We start from the raw sequence: 25,288 nt of genomic DNA, 5'->3' as shown, positions 1-25,288 counted from the left end.
CGCGCCGTCGTCGTGTCGCGGGTGCTACTCGGCCGTGCCCGGCTCGGTGGCCGTCGTCGGAGCCTCGGTCGGCGTGACCTTCGGCTTCGTCGTGCGCGGCTTGGCCGGAGCCTTGGCCGTCGCGGCCTTCGGCGTGCCGTCCGTGGCGGAGGCGGACGTGGCCCGCTTCGTCCCCGTCGCACCGGCGGCCTTCGTGGCCGGAGCCTTCGCCCCGGTCGCCTTCGGTGCGGCGGCGCCGGTGGAGGCGCGGGTCGAGCTCGTCTTCCGGACCGTGGTGCCGGCGGCCGTCGCCGCCTTGGCGGCGGGCTTCCGCGGTGTCGTCGAGCGCGTCGTCGTCTTCCGCGGTGCACTGACCGTCGCGGCGGGTGCCGCTGCGGCGGACGTCGTCGCCCGGTCGGTGGCGCCATCGGTTGCGGTGCCCTCGGTGGACACGTGCTCGACCGGCGTCTCGCCGTCCAGTCGTGCCTGCGTCTCGTCGGCGGCCGCCGTCACCGTCTCGGTGTCGCCGGTGGCCGTGGACTCGAGGACGATGGACTCGGCCGGTTCGCTCGGCGCGTGGTCCGTGGCCGTCGGCAGGCCGGTGCCGGAGAAGACGGCGGCGAACTGCTCGGTCGGCGTCGGCTCAGTGGTCCGGGGCGGAGCCGGGACGGCAGTGGTCTCAGCCGACGGCTGCTCCTGCGTGCCGTACTGCTGGGTGCCGGTGTAGGCCTGGTTCGCCGAGTCGGGCGACGGCTGGGCGCCGTATCCGGCCGTCGGGCCGGTCTGGTACTGCGCGGTGTCGTAGGACCCCGTCTGGCGCTGGTACTGCGTCGGGTCGTAGACGGGCGCCTGGCCGGTCTGCCCGTTCTGGTAGACGGAGGGGTCGTAGGCGGTGGTCTGACCACCGGCGTACGGCTGACCCTGCTCGTACGTGGGCTGGGCGGCGGCCGCACGTGCCGCGGCACGCCGCTGCTGCCTCTCGACCAGACGGGCGACCTCGGCGTCGATCGCGTCCTCGGTGATGTGCTTCGACGGCCCGTAGGCGTCGAGACCGACGAACAGGACCGCGATGCCCATCACGAAGATCGGCCAGATCGGCCAGAAGTATCCCCAGGCGCCCGTGAGGAGCCAGATGACGACGAGGAGGACGGAGACCGCACCCCAGACGGCGAGGAACTGCTTGAAATCGTGTTGCGCCTTCAGGCGCTTCTTGGCGGCACTGCGGAGCTCGTCGGTGTTCATCCGTCCAGGCTAGTCTCCGCCTCGTCAGAACTCCATTTGCCCACGGTCGTCGGAGAAACCCCTCAGCTGCGGGTGACGGCTCCGATGGTGGACACCGTTCGACGAATGGGAAGGACGCGACTACGCGCCCTTCGCCTCACCGTCGGCGTACTTGTCGGCGTACTCAGCCCACTTCGCGATCTCGTCGTCGTAGCTCTCGTCGACGCCCGTGTTCGGGCCGTCGGCGGAGTGTCCCGTGAGCTCGCGCTCGAGCGCGTTGTAGTTCACGTCCGGGCTGAACGACTTGAGCTCACGAGCGATCTTCGTGTGCTTTGCCTTTTGACGGCCACGACCCATGCGAGACCCCCTCATGATTTTCTGACCGGCCGCGCTTGCGGGGCGTCCGGGGCTTTCGCCTACCAGGGAACGATAAAGACTAGCGTTCAGCTTACCATGCTGCCCGTGGCCGGAGCGCTCGTGCGGGAGGACCCGCTCGGCGGGCGGGCTGCACGGCGTGCCGCACCGGGGGTGGGCCTGCGCGACGACTGGTGGGACGATGATGGCATGACCGGAACCCTGCACATCACGGGAGACCAGGACGCCGACCGGCTGCTGTCCTCGGACCCGCTCGCCCTCCTCATCGGCATGCTCCTCGACCAGCAGGTCCCCATGGAGACAGCCTTCGCCGGCCCGCTGAAGATCCGCGATCGTCTCGGCTCCTTCGATGCGGCCACCATCGCGCGGGAAGAACCCGAGGCGTTCTCCTCCCTCTTCAAGACGAGTCCCGCCGTGCACCGGTTCCCGGGTTCCATGGCCGGCCGGGTGCAGGGGCTCTGCGCCGCGATCGTCGACGACTGGGACGGCGACGCGGAGGCGATCTGGACGCGCGACGCGCCCGACGGCCCGGAGATCCTGAAGCGCCTGCTCGCCCTGCCGGGGTTCGGTGAGCAGAAGGCGAAGATCTTCCTCGCGCTCCTCGGCAAGCGCTACGGACTGAGCGCCGACGGCTGGCGCGAGGCGTCGGAACCCTACGGCGAGGACGGCAGTCTCCGGTCCGTCGCCGACATCGTTGACCCGGAGTCGCTCGCGCAGGTGCGGGCGGCGAAGCAGGCGGCCAAGGCCGCCGCGAAGCGCGCGAAGGGGGAGTGACGACATGAGCGAAGCGCAGCGGGGTACCGCGATCGTGGTCGGTGTCACGCCGGGGCAGCCCGATACCGTGCTCATCGAGGCGGCGTCGTTCGCGCAGGCCTTCGCCTGCCGGCTCGTCCTCGCCCACGTCGACGCGAGCCGGTTCGTCGTGGTCGAGAACGTCGACGGCACCGTCACGTCGTTGCCGTTCGACGCCGATCTGCACGACTTCGACCCGGAGCCGGCCGATCCCGGCCTCGAGGCGACCGCGCATCGTCTCCTCGACCACACCGGCGTCGCGTGGGAGCTGAACCAGCTCGCCGGCGATCCGGCGCGAGCCCTCGGCAGGCTCGCCGATTCGGTGTCCGCGCGGGCCATCATCGTCGGAACCCGGGAGCGTGGCCTGCGGAAAGGCATCCTCGAGTTCTTCAACGGTTCCGTCGCCGCGACGCTGGCCCATCGGCAGGCGCGTCCGGTGGTCGTGGTCCCACTCGCGCCGAGCGCCACCGACGAACCGCTGTGGGACGCCCCCGCCGGCGACCTGCGGTGACGGCCGCTCCGACGGGGACACGGGCTCCGCACCTCCAACCCGCCACGATCGCGATGGTCGCGCTCGGTGGCGCGATCGGGACGGGCGCCCGCGAGGCGATCTCGCTCGCGATCCCGCCCATCGGCGGTGTCCCCGTGGCCATCCTCGGCATCAACGTCGTCGGCGCCTTCCTGCTCGGCCTCCTCCTCGAGTCGCTCCTCCGACGCGGGCCCGACGACGGCCGTCGACGCGATCTCCGCCTCTTCCTCGGCACCGGCGTCCTCGGCGGTTTCACGACGTACAGCGCGCTCGCGGCCGACAGCAGTGTCCTCCTCCTCGAGGGGAGCGCGCTCGTGGGGGTGCTGTACGCGGTGGGGAGCGTCGTGCTGGGCGTCCTCGCGAGCTGGAGCGGCATCGTCCTCGCCCGACGGATCGGCGGTGGCCGCTCATGACCCCCTGGCTGTTCCTCGCGATCGCGGCGGCCGGCGGTGTCGGCGCCGCTGCCCGCTTCGTCGTCGACGGCCTCATCCGCTCCCGTGTGGGTGGCGCGTACCCCTGGGGCACGACCGTCATCAACGTCAGCGGGTCGCTCCTGCTCGGCCTCGTGACGGCGCTGGCCCTCGGCGGGGTCGTCGACGAAGCGTGGCGGCTCGTCCTCGGGGGTGGGCTGCTCGGTGGGTACACGACGTTCAGCACAGCGAGCATCGAGACCGTCCGGCTGCTCCACGACGGACGTTCCCGGGCCGGATTGACGAACGCGTTGGGCATGCTCGTCGCGTCGGTCGTCGCGGCCCTGGTCGGCTACGGGCTCGGTTCGCTCCTCGCCTAGCCGCTCATTCGCCCAATTCTGGGCGAATGAGCGTTCGTTCGCCCGAAGATGGGCGATCGAACACGGCGGCTATGCCTCGAACCGGCGGTTGTGCCGGATGTTGAGCGCGATGGGGATGCCGAGGGCGACGACGAGCAGCAGGACGCTCCAGAACCCGATCTCCGACCACAGGAGGAAGACGCCGAACACCCCGAGGCCGCCGGAGAGTCCGCGCAGGATGATCGTGAACTGGGGGAGCCGCTGCGGCCGCCCCTGCCACATCGGCAGCGGGGAGTCGGGGTTCGCCGCGATCAGTCGCGCCATCGAGAGGGTGCCGGACACGGCCGCGAGGAAGAGCAGCGAGAGACCCCAGGTGAACATGCCCTCAGTCTGTCAGCTCCGACCGGACGCGGCCTGTGCCGCCCAGTCGGCCACGCGTCGAGCGCTCTCCTCCTCGGACAGGTCCTCGATGCGGGACATGATCGACCAGCGGACGCCGAACGGGTCGCGGATCGACGCGAAGCGGTCGCCGGAGACGAAGTCCGTGGCCGGCTCCCGGATCGTCGCACCCGCGGCCGTGGCCCTCGCGACCACCGCATCCACGTCGGCGCAGAAGAAGCCCAGGGAGTAGCAGTCGGACTCGCCGCCGGGCGCAGGGATCAAGCCGTACTCCGGGTTCGGTTCCCCGAGTTGGAGGCGTCCGTCGCCGAGGTCGAGTTCGGCGTGCACGACGACGCCGCCCATCTCGGTGGCGTCCACCAGTCGCGCCCCGAGGACCGCTCGGTAGAATTCGATCGCCTCGGCGGCGCGAGCCACCACGAGGAACGGGGTCAGGCTCGTGGAACCGTTAGGCACCCCGGCGGTGGTGTGGTCGCCGGTGACACCGGTCTTCGATGCAGTGGATTCGCTCATGCTGCGACGGTACGGACCAGCAGGGCCGTATGGCTTGGAGATTCGCGACGAGAGGGCCAGATGTCCGGTATCGACGGCACCGGGGCGTCCATCGATCCCCGCGGCGTGCTCTACCCGGCCCGGTTGCCGACCTTCCACCGGGTGGAGGCGCCGGCCGAGCTCTCCGGCCTCGTCCGGTGGTTCTGGATCCCGGAGTGGCGACTCGCGCCGGGGCGCACCTCCCGCCAGGAGCTGCTGCCGTTCCCCGCATCGAACCTCGTCGTCGGGCCGGATGCGGTGACGCTCGCCGGCCCGACGACGAGCGCGTCCCACCGCGATCTCACGGGGAGCGGCTGGGCGGTCGGCATGCTGCTGCGGCCGGCGGCGCTCATGACCCTGATCGACGATCCCGGGGCGCTCCGCGACGTCGAGGTGCCGTTCGCAGCGCCGTCGCTCCACGGCGACGTGGTGGCGGCGATGGCCGATCCGGACCGCGACGCCGCCCGCAGCGGGGCGGTTCGCGCCTGCCAGGCCTGGTGCGCCGACCGGTTCCCGACGGTCGACGCCGACGGACTGCTCGCCAACCGGCTGGAGGAGGTCGTTGCGGGTGACCGCGACATCGTCAGGGTCGAGCAGCTCGCAGCACGCCTCGGCGTGGGCGTCCGTGCCGTCCAGCGGCTCGCGCAGCGGTCCGTCGGGCTGCCGCCCCTGACGATCATCCGGCGCTATCGGTTGCAGGAGGCGGCGCAGCGGCTCCGAGACGACGCCGACGTCACGATCGCCCAGGTCGCCGCGGACCTCGGCTACGCCGACCACGCGCACCTGACCTCGGACTTCCGACGGGTGCTCGGGCTGACGCCGACGGGCTACCGTCGTGATCCCGACAGTCGCCCGGACCGATGACACGCTGACCGGTGACGCCCGGCGCCGGGCGCTCGGCTCAGGTCCTCGTGCGGCCCGTGTTGCGGTCGATGTGCGGCTTCCGCTCGATCGGTTTCTTCACGCGCACGATCTCGCCGCGTCGCTCCTGCCCGGGCAGCGGACGGGACCGGCGGCCGTAGATGAGCTCCGAGGAGTCGAGCAACCACGGCACGAGCGCCACGGTGACGCCGTGCACGAGCATGATCTGGTTGCGGATCCGTGAAGCCCGCCGGTTGTGGAGGAGGCTCTCCCACCAGTGGCCGACGATGTACTGCGGCATGTAGACCGTCACGACCTCGGAGCCGTGCTCCGCGCGGTGGGCCTTGATGTACTTCGCGAGCGGCATCGCGAACTCGCGGTACGGCGACTCGAGGATGACGAGCGGGACGTGGATGTTCTGCTCGATCCACTGCTGCTCGAGCAGTTTCGTGGACTCGGGGTCGACCGAGATGTGCACGGCCTCGAGGCTGTCGTGCTTGGCCGCGATCGCGTAGTCGAGCGCCTTGAGGATCGGCTTCTGCATCTTGCCGACGAGGACGATCGCGTGGTCGCCCGTCGCTCCGAAGGTGGTGGTCGGGTCGACCTCGACCTCCTTCTCGACGTCGCGGTAGTAGCGGTTGACGCCCAGCATGAGCACGAAGAGGATCGGCATGAGCACGAACACGAGCCATGCGCCGTGGGTGAACTTCGTGATCGTGACGACGATGAGGACGCTCGCGGTGAGGAGTGCGCCGAACGCGTTGATCGCGAGGCCTCGGTAGACGGAGCCCCGGTTGTCGCAGCCCTCCCGGAGCATGCGCAGCCAGTGCTTCACCATGCCGGTCTGCCCGAGCGTGAACGAGACGAAGACCCCGATGATGTACAGCTGGATGAGCTGCGTGAGGTTGGCCTGGTAGACCACGAGGATCGCGCAGGCGGCGAGACCGAGGATGATCATGCCGTTCGAGAACACGAGGCGGTCGCCGCGGGTGTTGAGCGACTTGGGGGCGTAGGAGTCGCGCGCGAGGACGGAGCCGAGGAGCGGGAACCCGTTGAACGCGGTGTTGGCGGCGAGGAGGAGGACGCACGCCGTCGCCGCCTGGATGAGGAAGAACGGGATGCTGTTCGCGCCGAACACCGCGGTCGCGACCTGCGCCATGAGACTCGGCTGCGGCGTGGTGGCGCAGTTCGCGAACCCTTCGAGGTGGCAGGCGTTCTCGGCGTAGTGCACGCGGGAGATGAGCGCGAGGGCGGTGAGTCCGACGAACAGCACGATGGCCGTTCCGCCCATGAGGACGAGGGTCTTCTGCGCGTTCTTGATCTGCGGGCGACGGAACGCGGGGACACCGTTCGAGACCGCCTCGACCCCCGTCAGTGCCGAACAGCCGGAGGAGAACGCGCGGAGGAGGAGCAGGATGAACGCGGCCTGCGTGAGGCTCTCGCCCTGCACCGTGAACTCGGCGCTCGACGCCACCGGGGCGTCGCCGAGGAAGGTGCGCGCGAGGCCGGCGACGATCATGACGAGCACGCTCGCGATGAAGAAGTAGGTGGGGATCGCGAAGGCCTTGCTCGACTCGCGGACGCCTCGGAGGTTCACGGCCATGAGCACGAGCACGAAGCCGACCGCGAGCTCCACGCGCCACGGGTTCAGCCCGGGGATCGCGGAGATGATGTTGTCGACGCCGGAGGCGACCGACACGGCGACCGTCAGGACGTAGTCGACGAGCAACGCCGAGGCGACGACGAGGCCGGCCTTCTCGCCGAGGTTGCGGTGCGCGACCTCGTAGTCGCCACCGCCCGAGGGGTACGCCTTGATGAGCTGCCGGTAGCTCGCGACGACCACGACCAGCAGGATCACGACACACGCGGCGACCCAGGGCGCGAAGCTCAGGAAGGCGAGCCCGCCGAGGGTCAGGATCATGAGGAGTTCCTGCGGAGCGTAAGCGACACTCGACAGCGCGTCGCTCGCGAAGATCGGCAGCGCGAGGCGCTTGGGGAGGAGCTGGCCCTCCAGGTTGTCGGTCGGCAGCGGGTCCCCGATCAACCAGCGTTTTGCTGATCGTGGTTCTGTCCCGGGCTCTCGACCCTCAGTTGTCACGAGCGGCGATATTACTCCTTCGCCAAGGGGAGTCAAGCGGAGATGGGCTGGATGGACAGGCATCGTCACCCGACCGTGACGCAGTGTTCATCGAGCGGGGGAGTGGCGGACCAGAACGGCCGAGCAATATCCTGATCGACGGCTGTTGCCTGGCTGTGAGCCGGGACAGCCGCTCGTGATCGACCACCCACCGCAAGGACACTCATCGTGACCGCTCGCCGTCGTCTCCTCCCGCTCGCCCTCGCCGCCCTCGCCGCGGCCCTGACGCTCTCCGGTTGCAGTGTCGTGGAGGGCATCCTCCCGAAGCCGGCCGAGACCCGTGACGCGCAGTCCGGCGAGATCGTCGGTGGGGGCACCACCGACGTCTTCACGCTCTCCGTCGGCGACTGCTTGAACGACGAGTCGTCCTCGGAGGAGGTCTCCGAGGTGCCCACCGTGCCGTGCTCCGAGCCCCACCAGTACGAGGTGTACGGCGAGGTCACCCTGACCGGCGACGAATGGCCGGGTGACGAGGCGGTCACGCAGCAGGCCGACGACGGCTGCTCCGCGCAGTTCCAGCCGTTCACCGGGATCGCCTACGAGGACTCCACGCTCGAGTTCAACTACTACACCCCGACGAAGGGCAGCTGGGAGGAGATGGGCGACCGGCTCGTCACCTGCGTGATCTTCGACACCGCCGCGACCACGGGCTCGCTCGCCGGCGCCGCGCGCTGACGCGAGGACGACGAAGCGCCCGCCTCCCGATGTGGAGGCGGGCGCTTCGTCGTCCGTCGATCGTCAGGAGCTGCGGAGTCGCTCCTGCAGGCGGTCGCGGACGGCGACGAGGTCGGCGCGCAGGGCGGAGACGGTCGCCTCGTCGAGGACACCACCGCGTGCGACGTGTTCGCGGAGCTCAGCACGGACCGCCTGTCGGAACTCGTTGATCGACACGTCCGTCTCGTGCAGCGCCAGGCGGCCCTGCACCTTCTGGTCCGCGCTCTCCTCGGAGGCGGTCGTCCAGCTCGGCCCGGGCTTCGACGACTGCTTCGCCTCACGCGCCGCGGAGGCGAGATCGGCGCGCAGGCTCTTCATGGCAGCCGTCACCCCGCTCCGGACCTCGTCGGCGATCCGGCGCACGGAGTCGGTGAGCTGGTCCTCGATGCCGTCGAGTTCGCCGGCGCGTGCCGCGAGTTCCGCTCGGCCGGCCTCGGTGATCTCGTAGACGCTCTTCCGGCCGTCGCTCGTCTTGGTGACCAAGCCCTCCTCCTCGAGCTTCGCGAGGCGGGGGTAGATGGTGCCGGCGCTCGGGCTGTACGTCCCGCCGCTCCGATCCGTCAGCGCCTGGATGAGTTCATACCCGTGCTTGGGCGACTCCTCCAGGAGGCTCAGCAGGTACAGGCGCAGACTGCCGTGCGCGAAGACGGGGCTCATGCTCCGGCCTCGCTCCCGGCGGTCGCCGTGGCGGGCTCTGCAGTCGCGCGTCGGAGGACCGTGACCGCACCGCCGACGGTGTTGAGGCGCACCTCGGCGAACTGACCGGACAGGGCGCCGGTGTGCGAGCTGTAGCCGCCGCCGCGCAGCCCCTTGAGGACGACGCCGTCGATGGCGAGGCGCCCGCCGACGGAGTTCGCCGTGTAGCGCGCGGCGAGGTCGTCGTCGAGTCGGACCGTGATCGCGCCGCTCACGGTGTTCAGGTCGAGCTGCTCCGCGGCGCCGTGGACGTCGAGGAGGAGGTCGGAGGACACCCCGTCGACGGACGCCCTCGTGATGTCGCCGGAGACGGTGACGTCGCCGGACACGGTGTGGGCGTTGATGCGGCCGGTGTGGTGCTGGACGGTGACCTCGCCGCTGACGGAGTTGAGGTCGAGGCGGCCGGTCATGCGGTCGGCCACGAGGTCGCCCGAGACGGTGTTGAGCTTCACGTCGGCGGTGAGTCCGGAGACGAGCGCGCCGGCGCTCACGACGCCGAGTGTGAGCGCGATGTCCCGTGGGACGAGCACGCTCACCTGGGCGGTGGCGCGGTTTGCGCCGAAGTTCGAGAAGACCTCGAGGAAGTTGTCCCAGCGCAGCTGCGGGTGGTCGATCTCCGCGACGTCGCCGTCGATGGTGATCTTGAGGTCCTTGCCGGTGACGGCGCCGACCTCGATGCGCGCACCGGGCTCGTCGTGCCCGATGATGTCGACCTGGCCGCCGATGAGGCCGACCTTCAGCCGCCTCACGAGCTCGAGGTCGATGATGCGGCTCTCGCCGGGGGCGATGATCCACTTCTCCTGTGCCATGGTGCGCTTCCTTCCGATTGAACGCGATATATCGCGTTGAGCTGAAACTCACGATATATCGCGTTCCGTCGCGTGGCAACCCCGGGAACCTCCGGGATCACCCTGAGTCGACCCTGGGATCGGCTGCGGTCGCGACCGCGGCGTCTGCGGTCTCCCGTGTGTGGTCTCGGGTTCGCGACTCGTGATGTACAGTTTGCTATACGCATAGTTCGCTATACATGGAGGAAACATGATGATTCGCTGGTTCGTCGCCGTCCTGATCGGAGCGGCGGTCTCGACCCTCGCCGGGGTGGTGGCCTGGGCGCTCTCGCCGATCGCCGCCGGTCTCTCGGGGATCGTCTTCGCCCTCGCCGCCCTCCCGTTCGGCGTGATGCTGGGCTGGATCATCGCCGTGGCCCCCAAGAGCCAGCCCTCGCCGCACACGTCCGAGACTGCGGAGGCGACCTGGATGAACACGGCGCTCGCCGGTACGGCGACCGACGTGGTCCTGGCGGTCGGGCTCGGGCTCGCGGCGATCTCGATCGTGCGGTCGGAACTGCCGACACAGCTCGTGCTGCTCGGCGTCCTGCTCGTCGCCTTCGCCTCGACGGCCACGCGGTACGCGATCGCCCGCACGCGTGCAGTCCGGGCGTGAAGAACTCGCTCAGGGAACGTCGTCAGGACGCCGGTTGGTCGCAGGCCCACCTGGCTGAACTGGTCGGCGTCACGCGTCTGACCGTCATCTCGATCGAGAAAGGGCGATTCGACCCCAGCCTGCCCCTCGCATTCCGCCTCGCGGCGCTGTTCGGGATCCACATCGAGGACCTCTTCGAACCGGATGGCGAACCTCCCCGGCGATGAGCCGCACCTCAGCGGTCATCGTCGGACGAGTCGGGTCATGATCGCCGCCGTTCAGTACCAGCGCGAGATGTTCAGCTCGTCGGGGAGCGGGACGTTCTCCGGAGGTGGGGCGTCCTCGCCGGGAGCCGGCGCGGTGTCGAGGCAGCTGTCGCCAGACGCGACGGGGGCGGTCGGCCGCCACGGATCCGCATCCTCGTCGTGGAAGGGCGCGTAGGCCACACGGTCGGTCAGTCGGAGGGACACGTGCGACTCGAACGCCGCGGTGAAGTCACCGAGCTCCTTCACGGCGAACACGCGCGCCGCCCCGAGCTCACCGGAGCGATCGAAGGAGCAGGAGACGGCGACGGGTGTCCACCCGGCGTCCCGAACGGTCGCGAGCAGCGAACGGGCCTCCTCCAGGGTCGCCCCCGGCACCACCGTCCCGTCCTCGGCGAGTGGTGCCTCCCACTCGTCGGAGCCCGTCACGCTGCCGCGCTGCACCGTGACGTTCGCCGAGGTGTCGGGTGCATGCGCCTCCTGCACGTCGCCGTCGGTGAGCAGCGGATCTGACGCGAGTCGCATGAGTCGAGCGTCGTCGACGTCGTTCGGGGCCACCGCCGGGCGTCCGATGCCGCAGCCGGTGCACAGGGCGGCGAGGATGACGATCGTGATGGCGGAACGCATCGTGCGTCCCCGGGTACTGCGCTGGGTCATGGCGTGTCTCCTGTCGTCGGCAGGTCGATGCCCCACCACGCTAACCGACACTTGTGCGATGCGCCCGGGATCAGGCGAGCCGGTTGCGCCGACGGGTGATGAGGATCGCTGCTCCGACGGCGAGCAGCATCGCTCCGGGCAGGGCGACCGCGAGCGGGACCCCGAAGGGGACGTCGAGCATCGCGGCGACGGCGAGGGCGATGGCGAACCCGAGGCCCACGCCGGCGCCGGTCATCGCGCTCATGACAATGGGGTCGATGCGGGCGGGTCGAGCGGACCGGGGTGAGGAGGTCGTCTTCGAGATCATGGTCCGAGCCTAAGCAGCGCGCCCTCATCCGACATCCGTCGGCTGGTGGAGCGGTCGGACGAGATCGACTCCACCGAGCGGCGGAGGCAGGAGCCGCGCCGCGTCAGCGCCAGCGGTACTCGAGCTCCGGTCGCCCCGGGGTGCCGTACCGCGGTGAGCGTTCCACCGCACCGGTCTCAGCGAGGTACTCGAGGTAGCGTCGCGCCGTCACCCGCGAGAGCGAACCGGCGGTGGCGGCCTCGCTGGCGGACAACGGATCGTTCGCCTGTCGCAGCAGCTCGGACACCAGCCGGAGGGTGTCCTCCGACAGTCCCTTCGCCAGTTGCGGCCGCGACGACGGCGCTCGCAGCGTGGCGAGGGTGAGGTCGACCTCGTGCTGACTCGCGACGGCACCCTCGGCGGTCATCGTGCGACGGAAGGTCCGGTACGCCTCGAGCTTGTCGGCGAACGCCGGGAAGGCGAAGGGTTTGATGAGGTACTGGACGACCCCGGCCGACACCGCCGCCCGCACGATCCGCAGGTCGCGCGCCGCCGTGATGGCGATGACGTCGACGTCGATCCCCGCGGTCCGGATGCGCCGGCACAGTTCGAGACCGTGCGCGTCGGGCAGGTTGAGGTCGAGGAGGACGAGGTCGATGCGGTCGTCAGGCGAACGGTGGGCGTCCGCGGCCCGCAGCAGGTGCATCGCGGTGGCCGCATCCCCGGCGACACCGGCGAGGGCGAAACCGTCCACCCGACGCAGGTAGGCGGCATGCGCCTGCTGCGCGATCGGTTCGTCCTCGACCACCAGGACGCGGATCGGCTCGCTCATGCCGTCGCCTCGTCCCGGACGCCGACGGCCGCCGGCAGCGTCACGACGAACGCCGAGGCCGGTTCGCGCACGACCTCGATGGTGCCACCGAGGCGGGTCACGGCCTGACGGACGAGCGCCAGCCCGAACCCGCGACCGTACCGGCCGGGCTCCTTCGTCGACCAACCGCGCACGAAAGCCAGGTCGAGCGCCTCGGGATCGAGCCCGGGGCCGCTGTCGGTCACCTGGATCACCAGCTCCGTCGCGTCCGTGCCCGACGTCTGCTCCGCGCCGGACGGATCGGCCAGCCCCTGCCCGAGGTAGACCTCCACCCAGGGGCGCTCGCCGGACGCCGCGTCGATCGCGTTGTCGATGAGGTTCCCGAGGATCGTGACGACGACCGCGGGATCCACGCGGACCCGTCCGAGTGCCGGGTCGCTCTCCAGGTGCAGCTCGACCCCCTGCTCGGCGGCCTGCGCCGTCTTCCCGAGCAGCAGGGCGGAGATCACGGGTTCCTGCTCGGCGGCGAGGACCCGGTCCGTCAGGCGCTGGCTGGCCCCGAGACCCTGGGCGGCGAGTTCGAGCGCCTCGTCGCGGCGATCCAGTTCGATGAGCGAGACGATCGTGTGCAGGCGGTTCGCGAACTCGTGCGTCTGCGAGCGCAGGGCGTCGCTCATGGTGCGCATCGAGGCCAGCTCGCCGCTCAGATGCTCGATCTCGGTGTGGTCGCGCAGCGTCATCACCCAGCCCCTCGGGTGCGGGCCGCCGGCGTCGTCCGGGCCGACGGCCGACTCCTGGTTCACCACGAGCACGTGGTCCTGCGTGAGATGGATCTCGTCGACCGCCTGTCGTCCGCTGCCGAGGAGCTCGCGCAGGCCGGCGTCGATCGGCAACTCGTCCACCGGGACCGCACCGGGCGAACGGTCGCCGAGCGGGAGCCCGAGGAGCTCGGCGGCCTGGTCGTTGACGAGCACCAGGCGCCGTTGCCGGTCGACGAGGACGAGTCCCTCGCGAACGGAGTGGAGCACGGACTCGTAGTAGTCGAACATGCGCGCCAGGTCCTCCGGCCCACGGGAACCGGTGACCCGCGACAGGTACCGGCGGAGGGTCCAGGAGGCGATGCCGCCCACGACGAGCACGAGCAGGGCCGTGCCGAGCAGCCACGGCACCCGGGTCTCGAAGGTCTCGGACACGTTGCTCACGGTGACGCCGGCGGCGACGAGCGCCACGACGGTGCCGTCACCGTCCCGGATGGGTGCGACCGCACGCACCGAGGGGCCGAGGGTGCCCGTGTACGTCTCGGTGAAGGTGCGCCCCTCGAGCGCCGGGGCGATGGTGCCGATGAACGGCTTGCCGATCTGCTCGCGCTCCCGATGGGTGTAGCGCGTGCGGTCGGGAGCCATGATCGTGACGAAGTCGACCCCGGTGTCGCGCATGAGCGCCTCGGCGTAGGGCTGCAGGGTGTCCTGGGGGCGCCGGGTCGTGACCTGGGCGACGACGAACGGGTTGTCGGCGATGCCGTTCGCGACGTCGAGGCACTTCGCGACGGCGCGCTCCTCCGTCTCGGTGCGGGCCTGGAACCAGAGCAGGACGCCGGCGACGAGGGTCATGGCGACGACCGCGACCAGCTGCACGAGGAAGAGTCGTGAGGCGATGCTCATGGACCGACCGGCCATCGTGTCACCTCCGTCTGCTCCGTCGCGTCGACCCTCCCAGTATCGCGGGGTGTCGGCGTGCCTGCGGTCGTCATCGGCGACCAGTACGACCACAAGCGGTCACTACGACCACAACCGGGGTGCGACGGCCCACCGGCCGCAGAGTGGGGCAACTCGACCACCCGCTGCCGCAGAGACGCGACACCGACGAAACGGATCCGGAATGGCAATGACGCTCTCCTCCCTCAAACGGCTGGACAAGACCCACTACCTCTACCTCGCGGTGATCCTCGCGGTGCTCGCCGGCATCGTGGTCGGCCTCACCGCACCGGAGTTCGCGAAGGGGTTGAAGCCCGTCGGCGACGCGTTCGTCGCCCTCATCAAGATGATGATCGCCCCGGTCATCTTCTGCACGATCGTGATCGGCGTCGGCTCCATCGCCAAGGCCGCTACGGTCGGCAAGGTCGGCGGTCTCGCGATGCTGTACTTCATCGTCATGTCGACCTTCGCCCTCGCGATCGGCCTCGTCGTCGGCAACCTCATCCAGCCGGGTGCGGGCCTGAACCTCGCTGAGACGAGTTACCAGGTGGAGGGGGAGGCGAAGAGCACCACCGAGTTCATCCTCGGCATCATCCCCACCACACTCGTGTCGTCGCTGACGGGCGGCAACATCCTCCAGGTGCTGTTCGTCGCCCTGCTCGTCGGGTTCGGCCTGCAGAAGATGGGCACGACGGGTGAGCCGATCCTCCGCGGGATCAAGCTGATCCAGGCGCTCGTGTTCCGCGTGCTCGCGATGATCATGTGGATCGCGCCCATCGGGGCCTTCGGCGCGATCGCCGCCGTGACCGGGTCCGCCGGCGCCAGTGCACTCGTCGGGCTCGCGACGCTCATGATCGCGTTCTACATCACGTGTGCGGTGTTCATCGTCGTCGTCCTCGGTGGTGTCCTGCGGCTCGCCACCGGGTTCAACATCTTCGCGCTCATGAAGTACCTCGGCCGTGAGTACCTGCTCATCGTCGGCACCTCCTCTTCTGAGGCCGCCCTGCCACGGCTCATCGCGAAGATGGAGCACCTCGGCGTCTCGAAGCCCGTCGTCGGCATCACCGTGCCGACCGGCTACTCCTTCAACCTCGACGGCACGGCGATCTACCTGACGATGGCGTCGATCTTCATCGCCGACGTGATGGGGGTGCCGATGAACCTCGGCGAGCAGATCTCGCTGCTCGCGTTCATGATCATCGCGTCGAAGGGTGCGGCCGGCGTCACCGGTGCCGGGCTCGCGACCCTCGCCGGCGGCCTCCAGGCGAACCGTCCCGACCTCGTGGACGGCGTCGGCCTCATCGTCGGGATCGACCGCTTCATGTCGGAGGCTCGCGCCCTCACGAACTTCACCGGCAACGCGGTCGCCACGATCATCATCGGCACCTGGGTGAAGGAGGTCGACCGTGCGCAGGTCGTCGAGGTCCTCGCCGGCCGGTCGCGGTTCGACGAGGCGACGATGAGTGTCGACGACCACACGGGTGCGGTGGCGGTGGCGAAGCACTGATCGAACCCGTCGACAGGCTCAGGGACCGGACCTCCGGACCCTGAGCCTGTCCGCGTCCCTGAGCCTGTCCCGGACCCTGAGTCCGCCTTTGGTCCCTGAGCCTGTCGAAGGGCTAGTTCGCCGGGGAGTCGACGATCGGCTTCGACGGCGGGGTGTCGCCCTCGAGCGCCGCCTCACCGGCGGCCGGACGCGCGGTGCTCGGGGCGATCCGGAACAGCGGGATCGTGTAGCCGCAGATCGGGCCGATGAGGACGGCGAACAGCACGGTTCCGATGCCGACGTTGCCGCCGAGGAGCCAGCCGATGCCGAGGACCACCACCTCAACGCCCGTGCGTCCGACCCAGATGGGCCAGCCGGTGACCCGGTGGATGCCGGTCATGAGGCCGTCGCGCGGACCGGGGCCGAAGTTGCCACCGATGTAGAGCCCGGAGGCGACGCCGAGCAGCAGGAGTCCGCCGGCGAACAGGAGGATGCGCGCCCAGAGGTCGAGGTCGGCGGGGATGACGGCGAGGCCGATGTCCGCCGAGGGACCGACGAGCAGGACGTTGAGGACGGTGCCGACACCGGGGCGCTGCTTCAGCGGGATCCAGGCGAGGAGCACGACCCCGCCGACGATGATGGTGATGAGGCCGAACGTCAGGCCGGTGCGCAGGTTGAGGCCCTGGGTGAGGACGTCCCAGGGGGCGACGCCGACGGCTCCGCGCACGATCATGGCGATGGCGATGCCGTACAGGAAGAGGCCGATGAGGAGTTGGAGCACACGACGGGTCATGGTGGACAATCCAATTCCACGATTGGCTTTGGCGCTAGAGGCCAATCTGGCTATCGTGGTTCAATGGCCTCCATCACCCTGAGTGCTCGCTCGCTCGCCGCCCTGCTCGGACAGTGGAAGAACGCCGCACCGGCGTACCGCGGTCTCGCGGATCGCATCCGCCTCCTCGTCCTCGACGGCCGCATCCCCGTCGGCACCCGGCTTCCCGCCGAGCGCGAGTTGGCCGAGCGCCTCGGCTTGAGTCGCACCACGGTCACCGCCGCCTATCGGGAACTGCGCGAGGCGGGGTATCTCCGCAGCATCCGCGGCTCGGGGAGCGTCACCCTCCTGCCGTCAGCCCCGGTCTCGCTGGCCCCGGTGCCGCAGGGCGGGTTCCTCGACTTCAGCAAGGCCGCCGTGCCGCCGTGCCCGGAGATCATCGACGCGGTCCAGACGGCCGCCGCCGAGCTCCCGCGGTACATGCACGACTTCGACTACGACCTCGTCGGCATGCCCGAACTCCGGCAGGCGATCGCCGACCGCTACACGGCTCGCGGTCTGCCCACCGACCCCGACGAGATCATGGTGACCGTCGGCGCGCAGCACGCCATCGCCCTCATCGCCCGCACCCTGCTCAGCCGTGGCGACCGCGTGCTCGTCGAGATGCCGAGCTACCCGCACGCCTACGAGGCACTCCGGGCGGCAGGAGCCCGGCTCGGCGCGGCCACGGTCTCGTCGGAGACCGGGTGGGACGTCCGGGAGCTCGAGCAGTGGTTCGAGCGCACCAGTCCGGCCATGGCCTACCTCATGCCCGACTTCCACAACCCGACCGGCGCCTCGATGCCGCTCGAGACCCGCCGACGCGTCGCTGCGGCCGCCCAGCGCCACGGGACGGTCCTCGTCATCGACGAGACCACGGCCGAACTCGACATCGACCGGCCGACGGACGAGGGCCTCGACGGCACCCCGTTCGCGGCGCTCCCGGGTGCGCCGGCGTCGATCGTCACGATCGGGTCCGTCGGCAAGACGATCTGGGGCGGCCTCCGCATCGGGTGGATCCGCGCCGAGCGGGGCACGATCAGGAAGCTCGTCTCGGCGCGGTCCCTGGGCGACCTCGGCACGCCGATCCTCGACCAGCTGACCGTCCAGCAGTTGCTGCCGGCGATGGACGGCATCGTCGCGCGTCGGGGCCAGGCCCTCGGCGAGACCCGCGACCGTCTCGTCGACCTGCTGGCCGAACGGCTGCCGGACTGGACGGTGCCGCGCGTCGACGGCGGCATCGCCACCTGGGTGAACCTCGGTGAGGCGGCGTCCTCCCAGCTCTCGCTCGCGGCTCGCGGTCACGGGCTCGTGATCGTCGCCGGACCACGGTTCGGCATCGACGGTGCGTTCGAGCGCTATCTGCGCATTCCGATCAGTTATCCGTGGGCGCAGACCGAGCAGGCGGTCGAGCTGTTGACCGAGACGTGGAACTCGGCCATGTTCGGTCACGTCCCCGCGCTGGACTACCTCGAGGACGTGGTCTGACCCGTCCTCGAGGGGCGACATCGCTCCACAGGACACGCGAATGCACGCGGTGTCCACCGTCTGCGGGAGACCGCGGTCGGAGCGTTCTGCGGTGACATACTTGCAGAGTCGGCACCTCTCGCATCAACCGAAAGCGGCTCCGTGCATCTGCTCTCCGTCCTCAGCATGAAGAACCGCGCGTTGATCGCGCTCGTCACCATCGTGGCCGCCGTGTTCGGCGTCCTCGCGGTGGGTGGTCTCAAGCAGGAACTGATCCCCTCGGTCCAGTTCCCGCAGCTCGCGATCATCACGAGCTACCCGGGTGCGGCGCCCGAGGTCGTCAACGACGACGTCTCGACGCCGATCGAGACGGCGATCCAGGGCGTGCCCGGCATCGAGTCCACCTCGGCGACCTCGAGCACGAACACGAGCCTCATCTCCGCGACCTTCACCTACGGCACGGATCTCGCCACCGCCGAACAGAAGATCACCCAGGCGATCAACCGCATCAAGTCGACCCTGCCCGACACGGTCGACCCGCAGGTGGTCAGCGGCAGTCTCGACGACCTCCCGGTGATCCAGATCGCCGTCTCAGGCGCGGCCGACCAGGACGGTCTGGCCGAGGTGCTGTCGAGCTCGGTCGTCCCCGACCTCAAGGACGTCGAGGGTGTGCGCGACGCCGCGATCGTCGGCGAGGTGGGCAAGCGGGTGACGATCACCCCCGACGACGCGAAGCTGGCCCTCGCCGGGCAGACGAGCCGGGTCATCGGCACCACGCTGCAGCAGAACGGCTCCCTCCAGCCCGCCGGCGACATCACGGAGGACGACAAGACCTTCTCCGTGCAGACGGGCACGAAGCTCACCTCCGTCGACGACATCGCCGCGCTGCCCATCACGGGCGCCTTCGCCGCCGACGGTTCCGTCCTGACCATCGGCGACGTCGCGACCGTCGCGCTGACGGACGACCCGATCACCTCGATCTCGCGCGTCGACGGCGAGTCGGCGCTGACGATCGCCGTCACGAAGCTTCCCGCCGCGAACACGGTCGAGGTCTCGCAGGGCGTTCGCGACATCCTGCCCGAACTCGAACGGACCATCGGCACCGACGCGAAACTCACCGTCGTGTTCGACCAGGCCCCCTACATCGAGCAGTCGATCGAAGCGCTGACGACGGAAGGCCTCCTCGGTCTCGTCTTCGCCGTGCTGATCATCCTCGTCTTCCTCCTCGACGTCCGCGCCACGATCGTGACCGCGATCTCCATCCCGACCTCGGTGCTCATCACCTTCATCGGGCTCCAGGTCGCCGAGTACTCCCTCAACATCCTGACCCTCGGCGCACTGACGATCGCGATCGGACGCGTGGTCGACGACTCCATCGTCGTGATCGAGAACATCAAGCGGCACCTCTCCTTCGGAGACAACCGGACCGGGCCGCAGCGCGTCGCATCGATCCTGAGCGCCGTCCAGGAGGTGGCCGGAGCGATCACCGCCTCGACCGTCACCACCGTCGCCGTGTTCCTCCCGATCGCGTTCGTCGGCGACGTGACCGGCGAGCTGTTCCGACCCTTCGCCCTCACCGTGACGATCGCCCTCCTCGCCTCGTTGCTCGTCGCGCTGACCATCGTGCCGGTGCTCGCGTACTGGTTCCTCCGCGCCCCGAAGGCCAAGCGGGCGGCCTCGGCCGCGGCTGTGGAGGAGGCGCCGGCGGCATCGACCGGGTCCGTCCGGAGCCGACGCGAGCGCCGCGTCAGCGTGCAGGACGAGGACGACCTGGAGAAGCCCTCGCGGCTCCAGAAGGGCTACCTGCCGATCATCCACTGGACGCTCAAGCACTCGGTCACCACACTGGTGCTCTCGGCGGTGGTCCTCATCGGCACCTCCGCTCTCATCCCCTTCATGAAGACGAACTTCCTGGGAGACTCGGGCCAGAACACGCTGACCGTCACCCAGACCCTGCCGGTGGGTACGAGTCTCGACGCCCAGGACGCCGCGGCCGAGCAGGTCGAGACCAAGCTGCGCGACATCGACGGCATCGACACCGTCCAGCTGTCGATCGGGTCGAGCGGCAGCTCGGTGCGCGACGCGTTCTCGGGCGGTGGCGGCGGTGCCATCACCTACTCCATCACGACGTCCGAGGACGCCGACCAGACGGCGCTGCAGAAGACGGTCCGCAAGGACCTCGCCGGTCTCGACGACGTCGGTGAGATCGAGGTGACGGCCTCGGCGGGCTTCGGTGGCTCGAGCGACATCGAGATCGACATCACCTCCGCCCGGCAGAGCGACCTGGCCGAGGCCGCCGACGCGATCCAGGACGCGGTCACCGGGCTCGACGGCGTCGACCAGGTCACGAGCAACCTGAGTGAGTCGCGACCCTTCGTCCAGGTGGCGGTCGACCGCGACGCCGCTGCCGCCGCCGGGTACAGCGAGGTCGCCCTCGGCGCCTACATCTCCCAGCTCATGCAGCCGACGACCGTGGGTTCCATCGTCATCGACGACACCACCCTCACCATCTACCTCGACGCGCAGGACCCGCCGACGACCGTCGACGCCCTCGCCGCCACGCAGGTGCCCACGGCCACCGGCCCACGCCGCCTCGACGCCCTCGCCACGGTCTCCCAGGTCGACGGCCCGTCGAGCATCTCGACCGTGAAGGGGCTGCGTTCGGCGACCATCAGCGCGACGCCGGCGAGCGACAACCTGGGCACGGCGAGCGCCGAAGTCCAGAACGCCATCGACGACGTCAAGCTGCCCGCCGGCACCTCGGCGACCCTCGGCGGTGTCACGGCCTCGCAGAGCGACGCGTTCGGCCAGCTCGGCCTGGCGCTCCTGGCCGCCATCCTGATCGTGTACGTCGTCATGGTGGCGACGTTCCGCTCGCTGCGTCAGCCGCTCGAACTGCTCGTGTCGGTCCCCTTCGCCGCGACGGGCGCGATCGGACTCCAGATCATCACCGGCATCCCGCTGGGCGTCCCGTCGATCATCGGCGTGCTGATGCTCATCGGCATCGTCGTGACCAACGCGATCGTGCTGGTGGACCTCGTCAACCAGTACCGTCGCCGGGGCATGACCGTCGCCGAGGCGGTCGAGCACGGTGCCGCCCGCAGACTGCGTCCGATCCTCATGACGGCACTCGCGACGATCTTCGCCCTCACGCCGATGGCCATGGGGCTCACCGGACACGGCGGATTCATCTCCCAGCCGCTCGCGATCGTCGTCATCGGTGGTCTCGTCTCCTCGACGGTGCTGACCCTCGTCGTGTTGCCGTCGCTCTACAACCTCGTCGAGGGCTTCCGCGAGCGTCGTGAACTCCGCCGTGCAGCGGCCGAGAAGCCCCGGGCGCGTTCCGTGGCCGCGATCGAAGGCCCGCGGGCGACGGCGCCGGTCGAGGAGCCCGCGCTCGTCGGCGCTGGTGTCGGCGGCGTCGGCGCAGCAGAGCGTCCGGCCACGACTGAGACCGGAGCGAGCGAGTCGACCGCCTCGACGGTCACGCCCGGTCCGATCGATGCGACGGAACCGACCGAGGTGACGGAGCCGACCGACACGGTTGCGACGACCGAGGTGGCGGGGCCGACCGACACGACCGGGGCGACCGAGCCGGTCGAAACGACCGAGCCGGGCACGGACGCCGGATCGATCGACGAGGGCGCAACCGCGGACGCGGGCGAGCCGACGGCTCCCGCGGCCCACGAGGTGCATGGAGCACACGTCGCGGTCGGCGACGAACTCCCACGGACCGAAGCGATCACCCTGCCGGACGCCACTGCCGAGACGGCTGCGGCGGAGGCTGCCCACCACGGAGAACACGTCGCCGACGGAGCACCGACGGACGCCGCGCCCATCGCGGACGCGGAGTCGACCACCCAGGTGGATCAGGCCGCTGACGTCGAGCCGTCGACGGACACGCAGCCGCTGACGGATCCGGAGCCGACCACTGCGGAGCAGCCGACGACTGAGGTTGCACCGATCGCCGAGGAGCAGGCGTCTGAGGCGCCGTCCGCGGAAGTTCCGGCCGCGGACGAGCCGTCCTCCGAGGCGGCCTCCACAGACACCCCGTCTTCCGACGAGCAGGCGGCTGAGACGCCGTCCACGGATGCCCCACCCGCAGATGAGCCGACGTCTGAGCCGTCGGCCACGGATGCGCCGTCTCCCGACGCACCGTCCGCAGACGCGCCCACGTCCGACGGGCCGCAGCGGCCCAAGCGCCGTCGCGCCCAGTGGCCGTGAAGCCGGTCGGCGTGAGCCCCCTGCGCTGAGCCCTCCCGGCTCAGCGCAGGGCGCCCACCGCCCCCGTCGCCGCCTCGACGACGGCGCCGGCCTGCACCAGGGCGACGACGGCTTCGATCTCCGGTGAGAGGAAGCGGTCGGGTCCTGAACCCGCGACGTCCGCCCGGACCCGCCGGACCACAGCGCCGGTGCCGGTGCCAGGACGGAGCGGCGCCCGCAACTCGAGCCCCCGCGCGGCGGTCATGACCTCGATCGCGAGGACCCGGCCCAAGCCGTCGATCGCCCGCCGCAGCTTCCGCGCCGCAGCCCACCCCATCGACACGTGGTCCTCCTGCATGGCGGACGACGGGATCGAGTCCACGGACGCGGGATGCGCCAGGCGCTTCAGCTCGCTCACGATGCCCGCCGCGGTGTACTGCGCGATCATCAGACCGGAGTCCACCCCGACCTCGTGCGCCAGGAACGGCGGCAGGCCGTTGCTGCGCGAACGGTCGAGGAAACGGTCCGTGCGACGCTCCGACATGGAGGCGACGTCGGCCACGACGATCGCCAGGAAGTCCAGCACGTAGGCGACCGGAGCGCCATGGAAGTTCCCGTTCGACTCGACCCGCCCGTCCACCGTCAGCACCGGGTTGTCGACCGCGCTCGCGAGCTCCCGCCCGGTGACCAGCTCCGCATGAGCGACCGTGTCGCGCGCGGCACCGTGCACCTGCGGGGCACAGCGCAGCGAGTACGCGTCCTGCACCCGGGTGCACTCCGGGCCACGGTGGCTGGCCACGATCGGGGAGCCGTCGAGCATCCGGCGCAGGTTCGCGGCACTGTCGGCCTGCCCCGCCTGCGGGCGCAGCGCCTGGAGGTCGGCGGCGAACACCGCATCCGTGCCGAGCAGGCCCTCGACGCTCATCGCCGCGGCCACGTCGGCGGTCTGCAACAGCATCCGCAGGTCGTGCACCGCCAAGGCCAGCATGCCGAGCATGCCGTCGGTGCCGTTGATGAGCGCCAGCCCCTCCTTCTCGGCGAGCCGCACCGGCGTGAGCCCCGCGGCGGCCAAGGCCTCCCCGGCCGGACGGCGCGCCCCCGTGGCGTCGACGACGTCACCCTCGCCCATCAGCGCGAGGGCGGCGTGCGCGAGGGGCGCGAGGTCACCGGAGCATCCGAGCGACCCGTACTCGCGCACCACCGGGGTGATGCCGGCGTTCAGCATCGCCGCGTACGCGCGGACGGTGTCGACACGGACGCCCGTCCGACCCGTCATGAGCGTCGAGAGCCGCAGCGTCATCAGCGAGCGCACGACCTCCACTTCGACGGGTTCGCCGCTGCCCGCCGCATGCGAGCGGACGAGGCTGGCCTGCAACTGCGCCCGCCGGTCGGGGTCGATGAACGTGGTCGCGAGCGCGCCGAAGCCGGTGGAGATCCCGTAGTGGGGCTCCGGATCGGACGCCAAAGCCTCGACGATCCGACGGGATGCCGCGACGCCCTCGAGCGCCGCCTCGTCGAGGTCGATCACGGCGCCGTGTCGCGCGATCGCGACGACGTCGTCGATCGACAACGGCCCTGCGCCGAGGAGGACGGGCCGGTCCTGCCCCTCCGGTCGAGCCGCGCCCGGTGTCGTCGAACCAGCGGGCGTCTCCGTCGTGCCTGGGTGCATCTCCATCCTCCGATGCAACACCCGTGGGCCTGGTGGGGCGGGGCGCGTAGAGTCGTCCGTGTCTGGGATGCCAGACGTTCCGCGCAGGACGGCAAGGAGCCGCACCCGGTCGCGCGGACGGGAGCGGAAGGAGCGGGCGATGAGCCAGGTACCGGCAGCGGACGCCACCCTCCGCGTGCTCAGCCACCTCGCGGCCGCCCGTGGTCCGGTCCCCGCCGCAGCGATCGCGACGGCACTCGGCCTCCCTCGATCGACGGTCTACCACCTCCTCGGCGTGCTGCAGCAGCACGGCTTCGTCGTCCACCTGCCGGAGGCGCGCCGCTACGGACTCGGGGTCGCGGCCTTCGAACTCTCCGGTGGGTACGCCCGGCAGGAGCCGCTCAGCATGCTCGGCCGACCGCTGTTGGCGGAGCTGGTCGACCGCCTGGGCGAGAGCGCCCACCTCGCGGTGCTGCACGGTCGTGACGTGCTGTACATCGTCGAGGAACGGGCTCCTCGGCGGCCGCACCTCGTCACCGGCGTGGGGGTCCGGTTGCCCGCCCACCTGACCGCGAGCGGGTGCGCGATCCTCGCCGCGCTCCCGACCGGCCAGCTGCGTGCGTTGTTCCCCGACGAGGCGGCATTCGTCGACCGCACCGGCCACGGGCCCAAACGGTACCGGGAGCTGCGTCAGCTCCTCGCCCGGACGGCCGAGGACGGCTACGCGCGGGAGGAGGGCGGCGTGACGGTGGGCCTCGCGAGTGTGGGCGTCGTCGTCCGTGACCACACGGGGTGGCCGGCTGCGGCGATCGCGGTCACCTACGACGCCGACGACGGGCCGGATCCGGCGTGGTTGGCGAAGGAGATCGGGCCTGCGGCAACCGAGCTCTCCCGTCGCATCCGCGGACGCTGAGCGCCCGGATGAGCGCCCGGGAGCAGGCTGCCGGGTCGTGGCTCAGTCGACGGAGCGCAGGATGAGTTCGAGCAACGCGGTCGCGTAGGCGTCGGGAGCGGTCGCCGCACTGAACCGGCGCACTTCGCCGCCGAGCTCGACGACGACCGTGTACGCCTCGGTGTCGCCGAGGGACAGCAGGACGTCGAGTTCCTCGTCGAGCGTCTGCTCCTCATCTGCGGGGTTCGGCACGGTCACCGCCCGTTCGAGCGAACGGAACGAGCCGCGCAGCAGGGCACGCAACTGGTGCTCCGAGGGCAGCCAGAGCGTCTCCTCCTGGTCGACCGAGTCGAGCGCCCACTCGGTCGTGCCGTTGAAACCGAAGCTGCGCCCACCCGGGTGCTCGTGCACCTCGACGGTCATCTCGCTCACGGTGAAGACGTCACCGGCGAGCTCGCCACCGTCGATGGTGAAGCGGTCGCCGGGTTCGGGCGTCCAGCGGAGACCGGCGGTGCGGAGCGCTCTGGCGAGTTCAGCGGAGATCATCCGTCCAGTATCGCCGACCACGGTCCGACGGAACCCGCAACCCCTCGATTCGGAGGGTTCGCTCTGCGAGGGTGGTTGTCCTGTCCGAAGGGTCCGATG

General features: G+C 70.4%; 26 protein-coding genes. 12 read left to right on the top strand and 14 right to left on the bottom strand.

The genetic code is table 11. The annotated features are described in order from the left end of the window. Positions 1–24: 24 nt before the first annotated feature. Both ASF68_RS07210 and ASF68_RS07205 read right to left on the bottom strand, forming a co-directional pair. Positions 25–1,221, bottom strand: coding sequence for a 2TM domain-containing protein (locus ASF68_RS07210; protein ID WP_056008705.1), 1,197 nt, complete (start codon positions 1,219–1,221; stop codon positions 25–27). A gap of 120 nt (positions 1,222–1,341) precedes the next feature. Next, complete coding sequence (locus ASF68_RS07205; protein ID WP_056008702.1) at positions 1,342–1,557, bottom strand: DUF3073 domain-containing protein; 216 nt, start codon at positions 1,555–1,557, stop codon at positions 1,342–1,344. 207 nt (positions 1,558–1,764) lie between these two features. On the opposite strand from ASF68_RS07205, the gene ASF68_RS07200 reads away from it, so the two are divergent. The 4 genes from ASF68_RS07200 to crcB are packed head-to-tail and all read left to right on the top strand — an operon-like array spanning position 1,765 to position 3,686. After that, entirely contained in the window at positions 1,765–2,349 is a 585-nt protein-coding gene (locus tag ASF68_RS07200) for an HhH-GPD-type base excision DNA repair protein (protein ID WP_056011531.1), read from the top strand. 4 nt (positions 2,350–2,353) lie between these two features. Next, on the top strand, positions 2,354–2,878 hold the full coding sequence (locus tag ASF68_RS07195) for a universal stress protein (RefSeq protein WP_056008700.1): 525 nt from the start codon (positions 2,354–2,356) through the stop codon (positions 2,876–2,878). Further along, the gene (locus ASF68_RS07190) at positions 2,875–3,309 is read left to right on the top strand and encodes a CrcB family protein (RefSeq protein ID WP_350223932.1); all 435 of its coding nucleotides are present in this window, start codon (positions 2,875–2,877) and stop codon (positions 3,307–3,309) included. Before ASF68_RS07195 ends, ASF68_RS07190 begins: the two co-directional genes overlap by 4 nt. Next, positions 3,306–3,686 carry a fluoride efflux transporter CrcB gene (crcB, locus tag ASF68_RS07185; RefSeq protein ID WP_056008696.1) on the top strand — a complete coding sequence of 127 codons (381 nt, stop codon included), beginning with the start codon at positions 3,306–3,308 and terminating at the stop codon, positions 3,684–3,686. The genes ASF68_RS07190 and crcB overlap by 4 nt, the downstream gene beginning before the upstream one ends. A gap of 69 nt (positions 3,687–3,755) precedes the next feature. Here the strand turns inward: crcB and ASF68_RS07180 are convergent, their stop codons facing one another. Together ASF68_RS07180 and ASF68_RS07175 are read right to left on the bottom strand one after the other, a co-directional pair. Next, a complete protein-coding gene (locus ASF68_RS07180; RefSeq protein ID WP_056008693.1) occupies positions 3,756–4,046 on the bottom strand; it encodes a hypothetical protein in 291 nt (96 codons plus the stop codon). A gap of 12 nt (positions 4,047–4,058) precedes the next feature. Beyond that, positions 4,059–4,577: a glyoxalase/bleomycin resistance/extradiol dioxygenase family protein gene (locus ASF68_RS07175; protein WP_056008691.1), complete on the bottom strand. Its 519-nt coding sequence runs from the start codon at positions 4,575–4,577 to the stop codon at positions 4,059–4,061. Positions 4,578–4,637: 60 nt separating this feature from the next. Between ASF68_RS07175 and ASF68_RS07170 the strand changes: the two genes are divergently transcribed. Next, positions 4,638–5,459, top strand: coding sequence for an AraC family transcriptional regulator (locus tag ASF68_RS07170; protein ID WP_056008689.1), 822 nt, complete (start codon positions 4,638–4,640; stop codon positions 5,457–5,459). A gap of 37 nt (positions 5,460–5,496) precedes the next feature. On the opposite strand, the gene ASF68_RS07165 is transcribed toward ASF68_RS07170, so the two are convergent. Continuing rightward, a complete protein-coding gene (locus tag ASF68_RS07165; protein ID WP_369796429.1) occupies positions 5,497–7,500 on the bottom strand; it encodes an APC family permease in 2,004 nt (667 codons plus the stop codon). Positions 7,501–7,761: 261 nt separating this feature from the next. Here ASF68_RS07165 and ASF68_RS07160 point away from each other — a divergent pair, with 261 nt between their 5' ends. After that, positions 7,762–8,268, top strand: coding sequence for a septum formation family protein (locus ASF68_RS07160; protein WP_056008683.1), 507 nt, complete (start codon positions 7,762–7,764; stop codon positions 8,266–8,268). A gap of 63 nt (positions 8,269–8,331) precedes the next feature. Here ASF68_RS07160 and ASF68_RS07155 read toward each other — a convergent pair whose 3' ends face one another. Together ASF68_RS07155 and ASF68_RS07150 are read right to left on the bottom strand one after the other, a co-directional pair. Then, a complete protein-coding gene (locus tag ASF68_RS07155; RefSeq protein WP_056008680.1) occupies positions 8,332–8,964 on the bottom strand; it encodes a PadR family transcriptional regulator in 633 nt (210 codons plus the stop codon). Next, positions 8,961–9,812 carry a DUF4097 family beta strand repeat-containing protein gene (locus ASF68_RS07150; protein WP_056008678.1) on the bottom strand — a complete coding sequence of 284 codons (852 nt, stop codon included), beginning with the start codon at positions 9,810–9,812 and terminating at the stop codon, positions 8,961–8,963. The genes ASF68_RS07155 and ASF68_RS07150 overlap by 4 nt, the downstream gene beginning before the upstream one ends. Before the next feature lie 229 nt (positions 9,813–10,041). On the opposite strand from ASF68_RS07150, the gene ASF68_RS07145 reads away from it, so the two are divergent. Further along, entirely contained in the window at positions 10,042–10,446 is a 405-nt protein-coding gene (locus ASF68_RS07145) for a hypothetical protein (RefSeq protein ID WP_056008676.1), read from the top strand. Then, entirely contained in the window at positions 10,443–10,652 is a 210-nt protein-coding gene (locus tag ASF68_RS07140; RefSeq protein WP_056008674.1) for a helix-turn-helix transcriptional regulator, read from the top strand. The genes ASF68_RS07145 and ASF68_RS07140 overlap by 4 nt, the downstream gene beginning before the upstream one ends. 51 nt (positions 10,653–10,703) lie before the next feature. On the opposite strand, the gene ASF68_RS07135 is transcribed toward ASF68_RS07140, so the two are convergent. From ASF68_RS07135 to ASF68_RS07120, 4 genes are all read right to left on the bottom strand, one after another. Beyond that, entirely contained in the window at positions 10,704–11,345 is a 642-nt protein-coding gene (locus ASF68_RS07135; RefSeq protein WP_056008671.1) for a hypothetical protein, read from the bottom strand. 70 nt (positions 11,346–11,415) lie between these two features. Beyond that, positions 11,416–11,652, bottom strand: a complete 237-nt coding sequence (locus ASF68_RS07130) for a hypothetical protein (RefSeq protein WP_056008668.1) — start codon at positions 11,650–11,652, stop codon at positions 11,416–11,418. 103 nt (positions 11,653–11,755) lie between these two features. Beyond that, a complete protein-coding gene (locus ASF68_RS07125) occupies positions 11,756–12,463 on the bottom strand; it encodes a response regulator (RefSeq protein WP_056008665.1) in 708 nt (235 codons plus the stop codon). Further along, positions 12,460–14,103: a sensor histidine kinase gene (locus ASF68_RS07120; protein ID WP_235526765.1), complete on the bottom strand. Its 1,644-nt coding sequence runs from the start codon at positions 14,101–14,103 to the stop codon at positions 12,460–12,462. The genes ASF68_RS07125 and ASF68_RS07120 overlap by 4 nt, the downstream gene beginning before the upstream one ends. 217 nt (positions 14,104–14,320) lie before the next feature. Here ASF68_RS07120 and ASF68_RS07115 point away from each other — a divergent pair, with 217 nt between their 5' ends. Beyond that, entirely contained in the window at positions 14,321–15,643 is a 1,323-nt protein-coding gene (locus ASF68_RS07115; protein ID WP_056008663.1) for a cation:dicarboxylate symporter family transporter, read from the top strand. 112 nt (positions 15,644–15,755) lie between these two features. On the opposite strand, the gene ASF68_RS07110 is transcribed toward ASF68_RS07115, so the two are convergent. Beyond that, positions 15,756–16,415, bottom strand: coding sequence for a YitT family protein (locus ASF68_RS07110; RefSeq protein ID WP_056008660.1), 660 nt, complete (start codon positions 16,413–16,415; stop codon positions 15,756–15,758). 63 nt (positions 16,416–16,478) lie between these two features. On the opposite strand from ASF68_RS07110, the gene ASF68_RS07105 reads away from it, so the two are divergent. Continuing rightward, on the top strand, positions 16,479–17,921 hold the full coding sequence (locus ASF68_RS07105) for a PLP-dependent aminotransferase family protein (RefSeq protein WP_056008657.1): 1,443 nt from the start codon (positions 16,479–16,481) through the stop codon (positions 17,919–17,921). Between the two features lie 141 nt (positions 17,922–18,062). Continuing rightward, positions 18,063–22,124: an efflux RND transporter permease subunit gene (locus tag ASF68_RS07100; protein WP_157580243.1), complete on the top strand. Its 4,062-nt coding sequence runs from the start codon at positions 18,063–18,065 to the stop codon at positions 22,122–22,124. A 40-nt stretch (positions 22,125–22,164) separates the two neighbouring features. On the opposite strand, the gene hutH is transcribed toward ASF68_RS07100, so the two are convergent. Beyond that, positions 22,165–23,778 (bottom strand): histidine ammonia-lyase, encoded by a 1,614-nt coding sequence (gene hutH / locus ASF68_RS07095; protein ID WP_235526764.1) that lies wholly within the window; start codon positions 23,776–23,778, stop codon positions 22,165–22,167. Positions 23,779–23,911: 133 nt separating this feature from the next. Here hutH and ASF68_RS07090 point away from each other — a divergent pair, with 133 nt between their 5' ends. After that, the gene (locus ASF68_RS07090; RefSeq protein ID WP_056008654.1) at positions 23,912–24,664 is read left to right on the top strand and encodes an IclR family transcriptional regulator; all 753 of its coding nucleotides are present in this window, start codon (positions 23,912–23,914) and stop codon (positions 24,662–24,664) included. A gap of 42 nt (positions 24,665–24,706) precedes the next feature. Here the strand turns inward: ASF68_RS07090 and ASF68_RS07085 are convergent, their stop codons facing one another. Then, the gene (locus tag ASF68_RS07085) at positions 24,707–25,189 is read right to left on the bottom strand and encodes a hypothetical protein (protein WP_056008651.1); all 483 of its coding nucleotides are present in this window, start codon (positions 25,187–25,189) and stop codon (positions 24,707–24,709) included. Between the last annotated feature and the right edge of the window lie 99 nt (positions 25,190–25,288).

Origin of the sequence: Plantibacter sp. Leaf314, assembly GCF_001423185.1 — a bacterium.
In the GTDB taxonomy this organism is placed as follows: Bacteria; Actinomycetota; Actinomycetes; order Actinomycetales; family Microbacteriaceae; genus Plantibacter.
Note: the sequence above shows the minus strand (reverse complement) of the source record. Positions and strands in the feature narration are given on the sequence as shown.